We start from the raw sequence: 17565 nt of genomic DNA on the forward strand, positions 1-17565 counted from the left end.
CGCGTCTCTCTTCATGCATCTGGCATTTAAGCTGGCGACGGCGGCTCTCGCGGTTGCCGGCTCCGTCTTGCTTCTGATCGCGCTGGCACGCCTGATCCCCGGCGACCCGGCAACGGTCATCCTTGGCTCACGCGCTACGCCGGAGGCGGTGGCGGCGCTGAATGCCCGGATCGGTCTGGACAAGTCGCTGATCGAGCAGGTCGTTGTTTTCTTCGCCCGGCTCCTTTCCGGCGACCTGGGAGAAGATGTCTTCAATGGACGGCCGGTCCTCGGACTTGTCGCGGCGGCGCTGCCGAACACAGCAGCGCTCGCGATCTCTGCCATGCTCTTCGCCATCGCCCTCGGGGTGCCGCTTGCCCTGCTTTCCGCCCGCCGGTCCGGCGGGCGCCTGGATCGTCTGATTGCCTTCCTGAGTGTCGGGTTCATTTCGACACCGAGCTTTGTCGTCTCTGTGTTCCTACTGATGGTCTTTTCCGTGACGCTGCGCTGGTTTCCAGTGCTCGGCGCCGGCGAGAGCGGCGATCTCGGCGACCAGCTCTGGCATCTCGTCCTGCCAACGACGGCAATTGCCGCCGGCTGGGTGGGCTATATTGCCCGTCTGCTCCGATCTTCGCTGCTCGAGGTCCTGGGCGAGAGCCATATTCGCACATTGCGCGCCTATGGCGTCAGCGAAGCCAAGATCCTCATGAAGTATGCCCTGAAGCCGGCCGTGCTGCCGACGCTCGCGATACTTGGCATGGGATTTGGCGAGCTTCTCGGCGGCGCGGTCTTTGCCGAGGTTATCTTCAATCGTCCGGGGCTGGGCTCGCTCATCTATGACGCGATCCGCACGCGCAACTACCCTGTCGTTCAGGGCGGTGTGTTCATAATTGTCCTAGTCTACGTTCTCACCAATCTCATTGCTGATCTTTCCCAGAGCCTGATCGATCCACGCGAGCGTGCTCGCCTCGCTTCCGGCCGGGTGACGTGACATGGCGGTGCTCGTCGATCTCTCTCGTCGGCCTGGCGGCGGATTTGCACTATTTGCGGTGACGCTGCTCTGTCTGGTCGCGATCGCGGCCCCCGTCATCGCGCCCTATGGTCCAAATGCAATTGCTCCTGCGAGCCGCTTGATCGGCCCATCATTTCAGCACTGGCTCGGAACCGATCAGCTCGGCCGCGATATCCTGAGCCGCCTGATTTTCGGTACCCGCGTCGCGCTTGGCATCTCACTGGCGGTCATATCCATCTCGCTCACGACCGGGGTCATCCTCGGCATCTTATCGGCACTTTCGTCCCGCGCTGTCGATCTTGCCATCGTCGGCATCTTCGACATCATCACCTCGTTTCCAAGCATCATCCTGGCTCTCGCTCTGGTCGCCGTCTTCGGCCCCGGCCTCGGCAATGTCGTCTTGCTCGTCAGTATCGTCTTCGTTCCCCATTTCGGCCGCGTTGCCCGCGCGCAGACCATCACCATCCGCAACAGCCCCTTCATCGAGGCGGAAAAGGTGCTCGGCGCCGAAACATGGCGGGTGATCCTGCATCATGTGACACCCAACATCATCGGCCCGATCTTCGTGCTCGCCTGCATGGATATCCCCGTCGTCATCACCATCGAGGCGGGACTGAGCTTCCTCGGGCTCGGCGTACGCCCGCCGCTCGCCAGCTGGGGCAACCTGTTGAACGACGGCTACACCTATCTCGACCAGTCGCCCTGGCTCGCCACCTTTTCCGGCCTGTCGCTGATCCTCGCCACGCTGGGTTTCGCGCTGCTTGGCGAGGCACTGCGCGACACGCTCGATCCGAAGCTGAGGAAGACCTTGTGACAGATACCCTCCTCACCATCGAAAACCTCAACGTCTCCTATCGCGGCAACGGCCGGGCGGCCCACATCCTTGACGGCGTCGATATCGAGATCGGTCGCGGCCGGTCCGTCGGGCTCGTCGGCGAAAGCGGCAGCGGCAAATCGACCGTCGCCTTCGCCCTGCTCGGTCTGCTTGCCGACAATGCCGAGGTTTCCGCAAGCCATGCCACCTTCGACGGCTGCGAGCGGAATTTTGCCGCGGGCGAAACCGCCTCACTGCGTGGCACTGATATCGCCATGATTTTTCAGGACCCGATGACGGCGCTGAACCCGATGTTCACCATCGGTGCGCAGCTAGTCGATATCCAGCGACGGCGCTTTCCCAAGGAGAACCGGCGCTCGCTCTGGACACGGGCGGAAGCAGTGCTCGCCGATGTCGGCGTGCAGGATGCGGCCACCCGCATGCACCGGTACCCGCACGAATTTTCCGGCGGCATGCGCCAGCGTGTGGTTATCGCCATGGCCCTTCTGGTCGAACCGAAGCTGCTGATCGCCGACGAGCCGACGACCGCGCTCGATGCGACGATCGAGGCGCAGGTGGTCGAGGTGCTGCACCGGCTGCGGCAGCGTACGTCTGCTTCGATGCTGGTTGTCAGCCACAGCATGGGGCTGATTGCAGAGCTCTGCGACAGCGTGGTCGTGATGTATGCGGGAACCGTTGTCGAGAACGGCCGGGTGGCGGATGTGCTGCACCACCCACGCCACCCTTATACCCGCGCGCTGCTCGCCTGCGAGCTCGATCCCTTTGCCGCCTTCGACCCGTCGCAGGATCTTGCAACGATCCCCGGCGCCGTGCCCGATCCTGCGCGCCGTCCTGAAGGCTGCATTTTCGCCGGCCGTTGTCCTGCCCGCCATGGCCGCTGCGGCGAAAGGCCGCCGCAACGGCACGCGCGCGATGGTCAAAGCTACTCCTGCTGGTTGGAGGTTGCGTGACGATTGCCCTCGCCCTGAAAGATGCCGTCATCCGCTATCACCGGCTCACCGCCGTCGACGGAGTCTCGCTGGAGCTGCGGCGTGGCGAAACGCTCGGGCTCGTCGGCGAAAGCGGTTGCGGAAAGTCTTCCGTCGCGCGGGCCATCGTCGGGCTGCAGCCGCTCGCCGCCGGCACGTTGACGATTGAAGGCGAGACGCTGCAGGACGCATCGGCAGGGCGCCGCCTCGATCTGCAGCGAAAGGTCCAGCTCCTGTTCCAGGACCCGGCCGCCTCGCTCTCGCCGCGCATGACCGTTGGCGCGCTCCTCGCGGAGCCGCTGAAAATCCGCAAGGTGCACACGCCCGAAAGCTGGTCGCGCATCGTGGCGCTGGCAGAAAGCATCGGCCTCGGCGAGCAGCTTCTTTCGCGCTATCCGCACCAGCTGAGCGGTGGGCAGGCGCGGCGCGTGGCGCTGGTCAGGGCGCTGGCCGCCGAACCCTCGATCATCGTTGCCGACGAGCCGACCGCCGGTCTCGATATCTCGATTCAGGGTGAATTGCTCAATCTGCTCCGGGCTCTGCGCGACCGCCTGGTGCTCAGCTACCTGCTGATCTCGCACAATCTCAACGTCGTCGGCCGTGTCACGGATCGGGTGGCGGTGATGTATCTCGGCCAGATCGTCGAGAGCGGGCCGACCGCCACCTTGTTCCGCGCTCCCGCCCACCCCTATACGCGGGCGCTGCTCTCTGCCAATCTTACGCTCGACCCCAGCCGCCGGCGCGAGCGCATCGTGCTGTCGGGCGAACTCCCGAGCCCCAGCAATCCGCCCTCTGGCTGCCGGTTTCACAAGCGCTGCCCACTGGCGCAGCCGAAGTGCGAGAGTGATACGCCTGTGCTTCAGGCTGGCCCGGGCAATCGCAGTGTTGCGTGCCACTTTCCGGTGGCAACGACGCCCGCTGTGATAATTCAAGCGATTGCGGGGTAGCCATGCCGCGCGGCTTCTCGACTGAACTCGGCCAGCACCTCGTAATTGGCATCACCGAGAAGGCTGATGCCACGCAGGGAAAGCGTGTCGCAGACCTGGGCAAGGTCCGGATCGGCAATGGCTTCGACCAACGCACGGCGCAAAATGGCGAGATCCTGCGCCGACGTTTCGGCAGAGGTGATGAACGGCAGGCCCGGCCCCTTGGCAGTTTCCGCCAGGATGCGCACTCCAGCGAGGCGATCGGGATCAAAACGCAAGGTATTGCCGAAGGTGACACAGTCGATCGCCGCGACATCCGCCTCTCCGCTCGAAACGGCATCGATGCTCATCCGATGGCCGCCGGTCTCGATGACCGCCGAGAAGAATCGTCCGTCGATCGCATGCGGCGCGATGAAATGCCGAAACAGGTTGTAGCCGGAATTGCTGCCGGGCTCATTGATCGCCGCCCGCGCGCCGCGCAGTTCCTCGATCGACTGTACCGGAGACTCGGCGTTGACGATGATGAAGCTACATTTCAGCGGCCCGTCGCAACCCGGCAGCCCATAAACAGGCGAAGCGATGAGCTGCACCTTGCCACGCAGGTGCTGGACGTAAGGGTAACCGCAGGTCTGGCCGAACAGCAAGTCTGGCCGAAGCCAAGCTTCGTCATAACGAATTTCGTCGTTGAGTTCCGCCGCCGCGTCAAGCCCCAAAGCGCGAATGCGCGCACCCAGCGCCCTCCAGAAGAGCCGTGTCGCCTCCGCAACCGGTGGCGGGCTGACATACATGGCGAGACTGGCGAAGGACACGGGGCAAACTCCGGATGATCGATCAAAAACCCTATGCAATGCATAGATTTAAATCGCAACGGGATTTCTTCGAATAAGGATACTTCCTATGGACACGTCGCCTCGAAAGACGCCTTCGGCCTCAGACCCACTGTCCCGGACGGAAATCCGGTGCGACGTGCTCGTCATCGGCGGAGGTCCGGCTGCCTGTTGGGCTGCACTGGAGGCCGCGGCGACCGGTGCCAAGGTCTTGCTCGTTGACAAGGGCTATTGCGGCAGCTCCGGCGCAACCGCGTCGGCCGGTACGCAGATCTGGTACGTGCCGCCGGATCCTGACGAGCGGGAAGCGGCCATGGCAAGTCGCGAAGCGATGGGCGGCTACCTCTCCGAACGCTCCTGGATGGTGCCCGTTCTTGACAAGACCTATGAGAGCGTAAACCGACTGGCGGATTGGGGTTATCCCTTCCCGCGGGACGAAAAGGGAGAGCAGCAGCGCATTTCGGTCCAAGGGCCGGAATATATGCGGCTGATGCGCCGGCGGGTGAAGAACGCCGGAATCTCCATTCTCGATCATCACCCCGCGACACGGCTATTGACGGGCGCTGGCACGGTCATCGGCGCAATCGGCCTGCGCCGGCAGGAGGGTGGCCATTGGACGGTCAGAGCCGGCGCGGTGGTGCTGGCAACAGGCGGCTGTGCCTTTATGAGCAAGGCGCTCGGCTGCGATGTCCTGACCGGAGATGGATATTTGATGGGCGCTGAGGCGGGTGCCGAACTTTCAGGGATGGAATTTTCGTCAGCTTATGCCATTTCGCCGGCCTTCGCCTCGATCACCAAGACAGCGCTTTATCGCTTCGCGCAGTTTTACCGCAAGGACCATAGGCTGATCGAAGGGGCAGGCTCCGCCCGCGGCCGCTCGATCATCGCCCGCATCCTTCTGTCGGAACCCGTCTACGCCCGCCTCGATCTTGCCGGGACCAATGAGCTGAAAGCCATCCTGCGCCGCGCCCAGCCGAACTTCTTCGTCCCCTTCGATCGCCGCGGCATCGACCCCTTTACCGAATTCTTCGAGGTGAAACTTCGCCTTGAAGGGACAGTGCGCGGCACAGGTGGCTTGCGGTTGACTGGGCTCGACTGCGCCACCACCGTGCCCGGCCTTTTTGCCGCTGGCGACAACGCCACGCGCGAACCGATCTGCGGGGGCTTTACCGGCGGCGGCAGCCACAATGCCGCCTGGGCGATCTCGACCGGCGCCTTTGCCGGCGCATCCGCTGCGGCCTTTGCTCTTTCAAACGAAGCCAAGCCAAAAACGCGGCTTCCAGAACCCGTACTTGGAGCAACAGAAAATACCAAGCCTATCGACCCCCAAGTCGTCATCAAGGCCGTTCAGGACGAGGTCTTCCCGCTCGACGTCAATTACTTCCGTACCCATTCCGTCCTCTCGGCCTCGCTCGAGCGGCTCAACCAGCTGTGGCAAGTCATTTCGTCGGTCACGGTTGCTGATGAAAGTCAGGCGCTGCAACTTCGCCAGGCCCAGGCGATGGCCGCCACCGCCCGCTTCATGTACCGCGCTGCGCTGTCGCGCACCGAAACACGTGGCATGCATCGCCGCGATGATTTCCCGACGCAGGATCCCGCCCAGCATCACCGGCTTGTCGTCAGCGGCCTCGACACAATCACCGTCCGACAAGTGGCGGTCGATCCTGGAGTGTTCAGGGAGGCAGCGGTATAATGATCGAAGTTCTGGATCCGGAAACATGCACGGACTGCAATCTCTGCGTTAAGGTTTGCCCGACCAACGTTTTCGAGGCTGTTACGGACGGACCGCCGGTCATCCTGCGTCAGAACAGCTGTCAGACGTGTTTCATGTGCGAACTCTATTGCCCCGTCGACGCGCTCTACGTTGATCCAGATCCGGAGGTAACGTACGGGTTGACGCTTGAGGCCGTACGCGCGAGCGGTCTGTTTGGCAGCTACAGGAAGGCGATCGGCTGGCACAAGGATACGCGCGACCGCCGGCATGTCGACGACCACTTCCGGCTACCGCAATAAGTGCTGCCGAGCGAGCCCAGCCAGATTACAGGCGATTTGGAACCAAGCTTATCAGGACGCCATGAACATATCTCACAGTTCGCAGCCGGAAGCGGCTCTGCTTACTGCTCTCGGTGGAGGCTGCATTGTGCTCATCGGAATGATGGGCTCAGGCAAGACATCAGTCGGCCGGCCGCTCGCGGCGCGGCTGGGGCTCGATTTTGCCGACGTCGATGCCGAAATCGAAGCAGCACACCGTATGACGGTCCCCGAAATCTTTGCCCGGCACGGCGAGCCCTATTTCCGCGACGGCGAGCGGCGGATGCTCGCGCGGCTCCTGGCCAACGGGCCAAAAGTGGTGGCGACCGGCGGCGGCGCCTTCATGAATGCTGAGACCCGCGCGCGGATTGCGGAGCAAGGAGTGTCGATCTGGCTGAAAGCTGATTTCGACGTATTGATCCGCCGCGTGCGCCGACAGGCCAACCGGCCGCTGCTGCAAACACTCGATCCTGAAGGCGTCCTGCGCAAATTGATCGATGACCGTTATCCAACTTATGCTCTGGCCGACGTGACGGTCGTGTCCAGCGGCAGCTCGCACGAAATGGTCGCGGCGGAAGCGATGCGGGCTTTGACATCCTATTTGAACGTTGGCCCGTGCCGTAGCCCGTAGTAAAGAGTGAGATGCGGCGAGCTCGCGGGGCTTATCTTGATGCGGCTGACACGTGGAGCGCCCTACTTTCAGAATGGAAACCTCCATTCTCATCGACGCGAATATCTCGCCGCGCAACGGTGACTTGGCGCAGCGACAGTGACCGGCGCCAGCCGGGGACGAAAAATGCGGGTTCATCGCCTGAAACGATACGAGCCGACGACCCTGTTGTTACAAGAGTTATCCATTCGAAATTCTCCATAGCTGGCATCGGCTTTGCCCGCTTGGAATAACGGATTTGGGGTCGAAGGCCGACTGTCCGCTGGTAAACACCCAAAATCGAAAAGCGGAGCTCGAATCTGAAATGATACAAGTGTTGCGATTCTCTTTCCGAATGATACAGTCTTTTGATGATCACAGATTCAACGACCGAGCAGCGCTGGCTGCTGCTGATCCACCAGTTGCCGAGCAAGCCAGCCTATTTCCGGGTTAAAATCTGGCGCCGCCTGCAGGGCATCGGCGCGGTCGCCGTCAAAAGCACCGTCTATGCGCTGCCTGCTAATGCCGAGACGCAGGAAGATTTCGAGTGGCTGCTGAAGGAAATCGTTCAAGGCGGCGGCGAGGCCATGGTGTGCGAGGCCCGGTTGATCGACGGCCTCTCCGATGCGCAGGCGCGCGCGCTGTTCGATGCGGCGCGCGACGAGGACTACGACGCGATCGTCAAGGATGCCCGCGCCCTGGAAGAGAAGATCGGGGCCGCCGCGAGTGTCGACGAGACGACGGAGCTGCGACCGCAACTCACCCGCCTGCGCAAGCGGCTGGCTGAGATCGTCGCGATCGACTTCTTCGACGCCACCGCCCGCCTTTCGGCGGAGGGACTCATCACCGCACTCGAGGCACGGCTCGCGGAGGAAACCGAGATGACCGAAGATCCGGAGAAGACGACCCCGCAGACCGCTGCCGACCTGCAAGGGCGGACCTGGGTTACCCGTCAGGGGATCTATGTCGACCGTATTGCCTGTGCCTGGCTCATTCGCCGCTTCATCGACCCCGACGCCATCATCCGTTTCGTACCGGGCAAGGGCTATATCCCGAATGCTGGCGAGCTGCGATTCGACATGTTCGAGGGCGAGATCACCCACGAAGGCGATCGCTGTAGCTTCGAGGTCTTGCTGACGCGCGCCGGTCTCACCGATCCGGCGCTGCAGGCAATCGCCGAGATCGTCCATGACATTGACCTGAAGGACGGAAAGTTCGGCCGCGAAGAGGCGACCGGCATCGCCAGTCTGCTCTCCGGCGTCACGGCGGCCAATCCCGAGGACGAGCAGAGGCTCGCCCAGGGCGCCCCGGTCTTCGACAATCTCTACCAATATTTCCGCGCCCAGCGCGACTGACACACAGGAAGCAAGCATGAGCAAGATCGAACATCTCGACTCCACGCCGATCCGGCGCAACGATGTCCCGGCTCACGGGATATCGTTTGGTGAAGCGGTGCGCGTCTGGGCGCGCGTCGCCGCCTTGAGCTTCGGCGGTCCTGCCGGCCAGATCGCCGTCATGCACCGGATCATCGTCGAGGAGAAGCGCTGGATCGGTGAGACCTGGTTCCTGCATGCCCTGAACTACTGCACGCTGCTCCCGGGACCGGAAGCCCAGCAGCTTGCCATCTACATCGGCTGGCTCCTGCACAAGACGAAGGGCGGGCTGGTGGCGGGCATCCTGTTCGTGCTCCCCGGCGTCGTCGCCATCATGGCGCTGAGCTGGATCTACGCCATCTTCGGCAATGTCGGCGCTGTCCAGGCGCTGTTCTTCGGATTGAAGGCCGCGGTTCTGGCGATCGTGCTCGAGGCCGTGCTCCGCATCGGACGACGAGCCCTGAAGAACAATGTCATGATCGGCCTCGCCGCGGCGGCCTTCCTCGCGCTCTTCCTGTTCCACGCTCCCTTCCCGCTCGTCGTGCTCGCAGCCGGCATCGTCGGTTATGTTGGCGGCCGGGCCGGCTGGGCGGCGTTTCAGGCAGGCAACGGCCACGGCAAGGTCGGAGGCAAGCAAGTCGCCGACGCCGATAGTCTGCTTGGCGAAGAGGTTCCCGCCCACGCCCGTCCGCCGGCAAGCTGGTCACTGAAGGTCGCCGCGGTCGGGCTGCTGCTGTGGGGTGGGCCGGTCCTGGCGCTGCTAGTGTTTCTCGGACAGGGCAACGTTTTCACGGACATCTCGATCTTCTTTTCCAAGATGGCCATGGTCACGTTCGGGGGCGCGTATGCCGTCTTGTCCTATGTCGCTCAACAGGCGGTGGACCACTATCACTGGCTGAAGCCCGGCGAGATGCTGGACGGCCTCGGCATGGCGGAGACGACGCCGGGCCCGCTGATCATGGTCACCCAGTTCGTTGGTTTCATGGGCGCATATCGCGCTCCAGGCGTCCTCAATCCTTTGCTCGCCGGCACGCTTGGAGGGTTGCTGACGACGTGGGTGACCTTCGTGCCGTGCTTCCTTTGGATTTTCCTGGGCGCGCCGTTCATGGAGACGATGCGCAATAACAAGGCACTCTCCGCGGCACTGGCGGCAATCACCGCCGCCGTCGTCGGTGTTATCTTGAATCTCGCGGTGTGGTTCGCGCTGCATGTGCTGTTCCGCGATCTCCATGAAGCGCTTGGATTCGGCATGGCCGTCGATATCCCGGTGCTGAGCTCGGTCAATATCCCGTCACTGATCCTGACGCTCGGTGCGATGATTGCGGTGTTTCGTTTCAAGGTCGGCATGCTGACCGTGCTGGCTGCCTGCTCGGTTCTCGGCCTGGCCTACGGCCTTGTCATGGGATGGCTCTAGCTCGGCGTAGGTGCCTTCTGCGACCGAAACCGTCCGCCATCCGAGCTAGGGAAACCCCGTGCAGCCCATTCGCCCGCCCACATATCTGTTTGCTGCCCGCGCCCTGCGGGACTTCGGTGATGGTTTCGTAGCCATCCTGTTGCCAGTCTATCTGCTTGCCTTGGGTTTCTCGCCGCTGCAGGTCGGCGTGCTTGCGACGGCATCGCTTTTGGGTTCGGCACTGCTGACCATCGCCGTGGGGATACTCGGGGTACGCCACGATCTGCGCCGCCTGCTTCTTTCCGCAGCGTGCCTGATGGTTGCCACGGGTGCGGCCATGTCCGTCGTCACCGACTACGCCCTTCTGCTGGTGGTCGCATGCGCCGGCACGGTCAATCCATCCGCCGGAAGCGTCAGCGTCTTCGTGCCGCTGGAACACGCAGTTCTTGCTCGAGATGTCGGCAATGCCGACCGTACGACGATGTTTGCGCGCTACAGCCTTGTCGGCGCACTGGCAAGCGCCGTCGGTGCCCTCGCGGCGGCCCTGCCCGATGCGAGGGCGTTCGTCGGGCTTGGGCACCTGACCTCGATCAAGCTGATGTTCGTGCTCTACGCGATTGTGGGCATGGCGGGTGCCGTTCTTTATTCCCGCATCCCGACACGGCAGCCAAACCGCCAGGCAGCCGAAGCTGCAACCGCGCTCGGTCCTTCGCGCGCCATCGTCCTGAAGCTCGCAGCCCTCTTCAGCCTCGACGCCTTCGCCGGTGGCTTCGTCGTTCAATCGCTGCTCGCTCTCTGGCTGTTCGAGCGGTTCAATCTGTCGCTTTCGGAAGCTGGGGTCTTCTTCTTCTGGACGGGAGTGTTGTCGGCATTTTCGTTCCCTGTCGCCGCATGGCTATCGCGGCGGATCGGTCTCATCAACACCATGGTGTTCACTCATATACCCTCGAGCATCGCGCTGATGCTGGCGGCCTTCGCGCCCACCTTGCCTTTAGTCCTGCTACTGCTGACGATCCGCGCCGCGCTTTCGCAGATGGACGTGCCGACGCGTTCTTCCTATGTGATGGCGGTCGTAACCGAGGCCGAGCGAGCCGCGGCTGCGAGCTTCACATCCGTGCCGCGCAGCCTTGCCGCGGCGGCCAGCCCCGCGCTTGCAGGGGCTCTCTTCGCCGCATCGTACCGCGCTTGGCCGCTCGTCATCTGCGCCACATTAAAGATCTCCTACGATTTGCTGTTGTTGTTGCAGTTCCGACATCACAAACCGCCGGAGGAGCGCTAAACAAACATGGCTGTGACGCTCGATCCGGGATAGCTCCAGTCCTGGGGGCGAACCAAGCCACCAGATGAGCAACGCCCGCGATCGCCGCTATGGTGACCGCGCAGCGTCGCCCAGGCTAATGTGATCTCCGCGATCGAGAGTCATGAAACGGTGAAGCTCACCTTTTCGGTCAATCCAAAGGCCCTATTTCCCCTGGCAGACTCTCTTGACCTTGCAATGATGGCAAGCCGCAACCTGTGCAGATAACGTCCAGGAGAACTGCTGTTGTTCATCCAGCCGATCGATTATCTTCTTGCCGCCTGGTTTCTCCTCGCTGCGCTGAGCACCGCTTACGTCGCCTGGGACCAGTTCCGCAACAATCCCGAACCGGCCGTGATGAAGTGGGGTTTCATCCTCGTCACGCTGTACCTCGGTCCGGTTGGCCTTCTGCTCTACGTGCTTGCGGACAAGGAACCTCGGCCGAACACCCACGAGGAATTCGTCAAGCCACTCTGGAAACAGGGAATCGGCAGTACCATCCACTGCGTCGCCGGCGACGCAACAGGGATCATCATTGCCGCGGTGATCACCGCTGTCATCGGTCTGCCGATGTGGCTGGACATCATCGTCGAGTATATTGCCGGATTCGCCGTCGGTCTGTTCGTGTTCCAGGCGCTCTTCATGAAGAACATGATGGGCGGAAGCTACTGGCAGAACGTCCGCAACTCTTTCATGCCCGAATTCATCAGCATGAATGCGATGATGGCGGGAATGGCGCCGGTCATGGCGATCCTGATGATGGGCCGCGACATGCGGGCGATGTGGCCGGGAGAGATGCTCTTCTGGGGTGTCATGACATTCGGGATCGGAATAGGCTTCGCTGCCGCCTATCCTTTCAACGTCTGGCTGGTTTCCAAGGAGCTGAAGCATGGGTTGATGACGGCGCGCAGCGACGATCAGAAAAGGGATGCGACCAGCCGCGAGCCTTCCGAACATCCGGCCGACCGCAGCAGCATGGGCCATCCGCCGGAAGCTCACCATGCTGAGCACGCGTCACGGCGGTCGTCTGCGTCTCATGGGGGTCACCAGCACGGAACAAAGCTGCCCCCGGCCCTCGCTCCCACCCGGACCCAGCTCGCGACGATGGCGTGCTTTACTCTGATTATGCTGGCCGCGGGCTACGCCTATCCATTCACATTGGTCAACATGCGCCTCAGTGCCCATGAGGTTGGAAGATCGATCATGGCGCCCGGCATGATCATGACGTTCGATACGCCTGCAGACGCCATGAAGGACATGGCGGCCGTCGATCCGCGCGACGTCGGCTTCGAGGCGCCCGCCGACGCCCGTGGCGCTGCCGCTCTGGAGCCCAGGATGGAAGGCGGCGTGAAGGTATTCGATCTCACCGCCTCGGTCATCCGCTGGACAATCCTTCCGGGCGTGACCGTCGACGCCTATGCCTACAACGACCAAGTGCCGGGTCCGACGCTCCGCGTCACAGAGGGCGACCGCGTCAGGATCAACGTCAGGAACGAACTGCCCGAGAGCACGACCGTTCACTGGCATGGCCTGATCCTGCCCAATGAAATGGACGGAGCGGCGAACATCACGCAGAAGCCGATCGAACCCGGTCAGACCTATTCCTACGGATACACGGTCGGTCAACGGGGGACCTACTTCTACCACACGCACGATCACGTCGACCGCCAGCAGGCGCTGGGGCTCTACGGAGCCCTCATCATCGATCCGAAAAACCCGGCGGACGCCATCGCAGTAGACGCGGAATACGTGGTCCAGCTTCAGGAATGGACAAGGCGGGAATGGCTCACATTCCCATCCATGCCCATGGAAGAGTCGTTTCCCAACTATTTTCACGATCAACGGCAAATCGTTTCCTGCCACGGAAACAGTCCGAATGAAGGTCGGCCAGACTCTGAAAGTGCGGTTCATCGGAACCAACACGACAGCCATCCACCCGATGCATATCCATGGCGGTCCCTTCGAGGTCACCGCGATCGACGGTGAGACGTTGGCGCCCACCGCGCGATATATGGCCGATACCGTCAACATCGCTCCGGGTCAGCGGTACGACGTTCTCTGGCAGGCGCGAAAGCCAGGGAAGTGGCTGATCCACTGTCATATCTCGCATCACACGACGAATAACAACGTCGAGACGGACGGTGGCGGCGGCCTTATGGTCGTCATAGATGTCGGCACCGGGCAAACTGGATGACCGGTTATCGCAGTCGGCAGCTACCGACCACTTGCCAACCCACGGCCTGCACAAGGCGAGCAATCCACGCGACGAGTGTCCCGTCATTCCATCCTGAATCTGGCATGACAGGTCGTGCAGGTCTGGAGCATAAGGTGGAACGCGTGTTCCGCCGGCATCCCCGACAGCTCCTGCTGGTCGCGGACGTGAGTGCCTAGCGGGCCGCCGCCCATGGCCTCTCCAGGTTTCATGCGCATGCTTGCGGGCATCGGCCCAGGATTTTTCTCCGCCGCGGCGTCCAGAGCGACGGCGTAGTCGCGCAGGTCGTCCGCGAGGCGGTCGAACCGATCGCGCTCCTCGAGGATGTTCGGCTTGGCCTTCGACTGGGGGTTAGCGGCCTTGGATGCGAAGTGTCCGACGAGTACAACGCCCGACCTGTCGCGAATGGTGTCTGCCGCCCACCTGAACTCGGCGGCCTTGTAGCTCGCCGGATCCTTGAACATGCCCGAGATCGTCTTCGCCGCGCGGCCATGGCCTTCATGTCCACCTGCCGAAGGGCGACGACGTCTTCGGCGGCGGGCGTCGGGACCGCTGTCGTCAAGAACGCGCCCATCAAGGCAAGGAATCCGAACCCGTTCACGCAAGTGGTCTGTCTCATAAACGTTGCGTTCCAATCCGCCATGTCACTTTGTTATGGGTACCGTTGCTTCACGGGATATTCGTTCTCATCTGGGCAGCAAGAGGGCGGACGCCGTCCCCGATCACGCCGCCATCACGAGCATGGAACGTTAACCGCCGTCGGCTAGTCTGCGGCTCTCGCGCGGGGGGATCGATGAAAGGCGGTTATTCGCTGGCCCAGATAGGACTTCACTGGCTGGTCGCCCTCCTGGTGCCGGTCCAGTATCTGACGGGCGGCAGCATCGAGAGAACCCATCATGCCGTGCACATGGGCATGACGCCATCACATTGGGATGTCCTCCAGCACCATCTTCACAACTACGCGGGAATGGCGATTGGCCTGCTGATGGTCGTACGGCTGGCTCTTCGTATCATCCAGCCGCCGCAGGCAAGCCCGCCCAGCACGTGGGCCGGGCGGGCGGCAGCGATACTTCATCACGCCTTCTACGCAGCGATCATCACGCAGGCCTGCATGGGATTCGTCGCGAGCTACTTCTGGTTCGGGATCGCGCCCTATCACGTCATCGGTTCGAGGATCATCCTGGCGATGGTCGCGCTGCACCTTGCCGCGGCGGCCTGGCACACGCTCATCGTCCGTGACGAGACAGTCGACCGGATGGTGTTCCCACACCGGAAGCGGTCACCCCAGGAACTGTAACGTGGCCAGCCGCAGCACGACCAGGCGACCCGTCTTGGCGACGAACACGAGGATCATGAACGGCAGCAACGGCTATTAGCGATACGCGCCGTCGCCTTGAACCGCAGATCTGTGGTTGTCGACCCCATCTGACTGAATCTACTCCGAAATTTTCAGCTGCACAGTCCTCAAGTCGTGAAGTCGAAGCTACTCCCGGGCCCCCCGAGAGGACTGTTCAATGGTGCGGGCCAGAGTCGAAGCTTTAGCGCGCGCCTGCGTCGATCGGGTGCGGAATCAAACGTTAGCCATTTCGTGATGCTTCGTCGGCCATAGCGCCGTCACCACCAACGAGTTGTTAACCACACAAAAGTGAGGAAGAGCCCGTTTAAGTGCCAAACGACAGGGGCCCATAAACTCACTGCATGATCGATATCAAACGGATCGCGGGCTTGACCCGATGTCTTCGATGTCGGAATTAGTCCTTAGTATGTAGGCATTTAAGCTGCTTACACCTTGATGGGTGCTGTCGCGGAGGCCGGATTGACGCAGAATGACGCATGGTTGCAAGCCATTTTTGCGCAGACGACGGGCGGCATAGCCCTGACCGATCTCGATGGCTGCTTTGTCACCGTCAATCAAAGGTATTGCGAGATCGTTGGGTATCCGGAGACGGAACTGCTTAAGTTGCGCATGCAGGATATCACCCACCCGGACGACCTGCCCGGCTACCTTGAGCAATTCCATCGAATGGTGGAGACCGGCAGCAGCTTCGACATCGAAAAACGGTACGTCCGAGGGGATGGCACTCTTGTATGGGTGTCCAACTCGGTATCCGTCATCCGGGACAACAGCGGCCAGATAATACAGGCCGTGACGGTGACCGTAGATGTGACCGAACGGAAACGGGCCCAGGAGGAGGCGCGTAAGCTCGCAGCCATCATTGCTTCCTCCGATGATGCCATCATCAGCATCGACCTTGGCTTGAACATACGCAGCTGGAACCGAGGCGCGGAGAAGCTCTATGGCTATTCTGCCGAGGAGGCCATCGGACGGCCCGCCACTCTCATCCTCCCGCCTGACATCGTCGACGAAGAGAATGTCATCATCGACAGCATCAAGGCCGGTGGCCATGTGGAGCCGCACGAGACGCGGCGACTCCATAAAAACGGCAGCGAGGTTCATGTCTCGCTGAGGGTCTCGCCGATTTATGATGAAAATGGATACGTTGTCGGCGCCTCGAAGATCGCACGAGACATCAGCGAACGAAAAGAAGCGGAGCGGCTGCAGAACCTTTTGATTGGGGAGCTGACGCATCGGGTGAAAAATGTGCTCGCAACGGTCAACGCGGTGGTTCGCCAGACGTTAGGTCCCGCTGCCCCAGATAGTCAGGAGGCAGTGCTTCAGGCCAGACTGGAAGCCTTGGCCAAGGCCTACGATCTCCTGACGATTTCCAACTGGGAGAGCGCGAGCTTGCACGACATCGTCCGCAAAGCAATGTCGCCCTATCCCGAGGACAGCATCCAGGTTGAAGGTGACGAGGTCTTCGTCAATGCTCGCGCAGTTCTTCCGCTTAGCCTGGTGCTTCATGAGCTTGGAACCAACGCGGCCAAGTACGGAGCCCTATCTGTCGATGGCGGCCAGGTACTCCTTCGATGGTCCGTTGCCAACAGCAGCGACCCGGACGGGCCAGTGCTAAACCTGCGATGGGAGGAGCGCGGCGGCCCTTCGGTTACTGTTCCGTCGCGTCAGGGCTTTGGGTCTCGCCTTATAAAGGCGGTGACGACGTCAGAACTCGGAGGACATGTTGTGGCGGACTACGCCCATACCGGGCTTGTCTGTGATTTCGAGATGGCTTTGTCCTCCCTCATCGATCGATTGCCAGGACCGGATCATCGTAGCTGACGTTCGATGAGCCCGGTCGCTCCGATCGCAGCCGACAAGAACCTCCTTCTCTATCCCAACTCATCTCCGCGACGTGACTTTGAACAACGTAAATGAATCATCCCTCCATCCCTGATGAAACCAGGGCGAATCCTGGATGTGCGATGCGGTGATGTACATTGTGCCATCCGGTCCCTGCGAGAAGGTATCGGGCCAGCGGAGCCGGACTATCTTGGAGGACTGGCGTTACCTTCCCGTCCGGCCCAGGATTTTGACGCCGTCGTTTTGCATGGTGCTGAGATAGATGCGGTTCTGGTCGTCGATCCACAACCCGTCGGTCGGCTCCGTTTCTGCGAACTTCTCCGGTTTCGCCGCGGACGGATCCTGGCCTGCCACGCGTACCTCCTGCACTACAATTGCAGCAGGTCATCCGCGCTGCTACCGGCCGCCAAATGCGCCGTAGTCATAGCCGAGGCATTACCATCTAATCCGCCGTGGCTGTCTTTGGTTGATGAAGGCCGCGTACGATTTCGCACCGCTCTTGTTCCGACCCCTCCTTAGCGCAGGTGCGGATCTCTGTCTCGCCGAAGGTGAGACGCGGCGATGGCATCGATCTCCGGCGCCAGTAGATCGTGTTTCTCAGCAAATGCGGCGAACAGACCGCGCGCGGTCTCCGCTTCGATCTCGCCGAGCAGCGCAGCACCGCACGCCTTCAGTGCCACGGAGTGGGCGGTATCCCTCAGCGATTCAGGCCATTCGCAAAGGCGCTTGTACGCATCCATGACGCCGCGGACCTTGGCCGGAAAGCCAAGGCCGACGAGGATGGACACTGGTTGCTTGAACATGTCGGGTTTCATGACGCTCTCCTTCCCAACCCGGAATGTCGACGCGGTGCCGTCACGACGG

15 protein-coding genes and 2 pseudogenes are annotated in these 17565 nt (G+C 61.9%); 13 read left to right on the forward strand and 4 right to left on the reverse strand.

Features of this window, described 5'->3' with window-relative positions; all coding sequences use genetic code 11:
- Positions 1 to 13 precede the first annotated feature (13 nt).
- Genes PH547_RS29385 through PH547_RS29400 form a run of 4 tightly spaced genes read left to right on the forward strand, consistent with a single transcriptional unit; the run spans position 14 to position 3741 of the window.
- Positions 14 to 970 carry an ABC transporter permease gene (locus tag PH547_RS29385; RefSeq protein ID WP_285170184.1) on the forward strand — a complete coding sequence of 319 codons (957 nt, stop codon included), beginning with the start codon at positions 14 to 16 and terminating at the stop codon, positions 968 to 970.
- Between the two features lies 1 nt (position 971).
- Entirely contained in the window at positions 972 to 1805 is an 834-nt protein-coding gene (locus tag PH547_RS29390) for an ABC transporter permease (protein WP_285170185.1), read from the forward strand.
- Positions 1802 to 2776: an ABC transporter ATP-binding protein gene (locus PH547_RS29395; RefSeq protein WP_285170186.1), complete on the forward strand. Its 975-nt coding sequence runs from the start codon at positions 1802 to 1804 to the stop codon at positions 2774 to 2776. Before PH547_RS29390 ends, PH547_RS29395 begins: the two co-directional genes overlap by 4 nt.
- Complete coding sequence (locus PH547_RS29400; RefSeq protein WP_285170187.1) at positions 2773 to 3741, forward strand: oligopeptide/dipeptide ABC transporter ATP-binding protein; 969 nt, start codon at positions 2773 to 2775, stop codon at positions 3739 to 3741. The genes PH547_RS29395 and PH547_RS29400 overlap by 4 nt, the downstream gene beginning before the upstream one ends.
- Here the strand turns inward: PH547_RS29400 and PH547_RS29405 are convergent.
- Positions 3723 to 4529, reverse strand: coding sequence for a phosphate/phosphite/phosphonate ABC transporter substrate-binding protein (locus PH547_RS29405; RefSeq protein WP_285170188.1), 807 nt, complete (start codon positions 4527 to 4529; stop codon positions 3723 to 3725). The two genes, PH547_RS29400 and PH547_RS29405, sit on opposite strands and share 19 nt — an antisense overlap.
- A gap of 88 nt (positions 4530 to 4617) precedes the next feature.
- On the opposite strand from PH547_RS29405, the gene PH547_RS29410 reads away from it, so the two are divergent.
- The 7 genes and pseudogenes from PH547_RS29410 (at position 4618) to PH547_RS29440 (ending at position 13484) form a co-directional block, all read left to right on the forward strand.
- Positions 4618 to 6240 (forward strand): FAD-binding protein, encoded by a 1623-nt coding sequence (locus PH547_RS29410; RefSeq protein ID WP_285170189.1) that lies wholly within the window; start codon positions 4618 to 4620, stop codon positions 6238 to 6240.
- Positions 6240 to 6560, forward strand: coding sequence for a 4Fe-4S dicluster domain-containing protein (locus PH547_RS29415; RefSeq protein WP_285170190.1), 321 nt, complete (start codon positions 6240 to 6242; stop codon positions 6558 to 6560). Before PH547_RS29410 ends, PH547_RS29415 begins: the two co-directional genes overlap by 1 nt.
- A 127-nt stretch (positions 6561 to 6687) precedes the next feature.
- Positions 6688 to 7209, forward strand: coding sequence for a shikimate kinase (locus PH547_RS29420; RefSeq protein ID WP_483315594.1), 522 nt, complete (start codon positions 6688 to 6690; stop codon positions 7207 to 7209).
- 389 nt (positions 7210 to 7598) lie between these two features.
- A complete protein-coding gene (locus PH547_RS29425; protein WP_285170192.1) occupies positions 7599 to 8582 on the forward strand; it encodes a chromate resistance protein ChrB domain-containing protein in 984 nt (327 codons plus the stop codon).
- 16 nt (positions 8583 to 8598) lie between these two features.
- A complete protein-coding gene (chrA, locus tag PH547_RS29430) occupies positions 8599 to 10014 on the forward strand; it encodes a chromate efflux transporter (protein WP_285170193.1) in 1416 nt (471 codons plus the stop codon).
- Between the two features lie 58 nt (positions 10015 to 10072).
- Positions 10073 to 11272: an MFS transporter gene (locus PH547_RS29435; RefSeq protein WP_285170194.1), complete on the forward strand. Its 1200-nt coding sequence runs from the start codon at positions 10073 to 10075 to the stop codon at positions 11270 to 11272.
- A 264-nt stretch (positions 11273 to 11536) separates the two neighbouring features.
- Positions 11537 to 13484 (forward strand): annotated as a pseudogene (locus PH547_RS29440) (multicopper oxidase domain-containing protein).
- Between the two features lie 83 nt (positions 13485 to 13567).
- Here PH547_RS29440 and PH547_RS29445 read toward each other — a convergent pair.
- Positions 13568 to 14076: pseudogene (locus PH547_RS29445) on the reverse strand (c-type cytochrome).
- Between the two features lie 219 nt (positions 14077 to 14295).
- Between PH547_RS29445 and PH547_RS29450 the strand changes: the two are divergent.
- Together PH547_RS29450 and PH547_RS29455 are read left to right on the forward strand one after the other, a co-directional pair.
- The gene (locus PH547_RS29450) at positions 14296 to 14799 is read left to right on the forward strand and encodes a cytochrome b (RefSeq protein ID WP_285170195.1); all 504 of its coding nucleotides are present in this window, start codon (positions 14296 to 14298) and stop codon (positions 14797 to 14799) included.
- Between the two features lie 519 nt (positions 14800 to 15318).
- Positions 15319 to 16680, forward strand: coding sequence for a PAS domain S-box protein (locus PH547_RS29455; protein ID WP_285170196.1), 1362 nt, complete (start codon positions 15319 to 15321; stop codon positions 16678 to 16680).
- A gap of 225 nt (positions 16681 to 16905) precedes the next feature.
- Here PH547_RS29455 and PH547_RS29460 read toward each other — a convergent pair whose 3' ends face one another.
- Together PH547_RS29460 and PH547_RS29465 are read right to left on the reverse strand one after the other, a co-directional pair.
- Positions 16906 to 17055 carry a hypothetical protein gene (locus tag PH547_RS29460; RefSeq protein ID WP_285170197.1) on the reverse strand — a complete coding sequence of 50 codons (150 nt, stop codon included), beginning with the start codon at positions 17053 to 17055 and terminating at the stop codon, positions 16906 to 16908.
- Between the two features lie 161 nt (positions 17056 to 17216).
- Positions 17217 to 17516, reverse strand: coding sequence for a DUF982 domain-containing protein (locus PH547_RS29465; RefSeq protein ID WP_285170198.1), 300 nt, complete (start codon positions 17514 to 17516; stop codon positions 17217 to 17219).
- Positions 17517 to 17565: the final 49 nt, after the last annotated feature.

Source organism: Rhizobium cerradonense (assembly GCF_030182455.1).
Classification (GTDB): Bacteria; Pseudomonadota; Alphaproteobacteria; order Rhizobiales; family Rhizobiaceae; genus Rhizobium.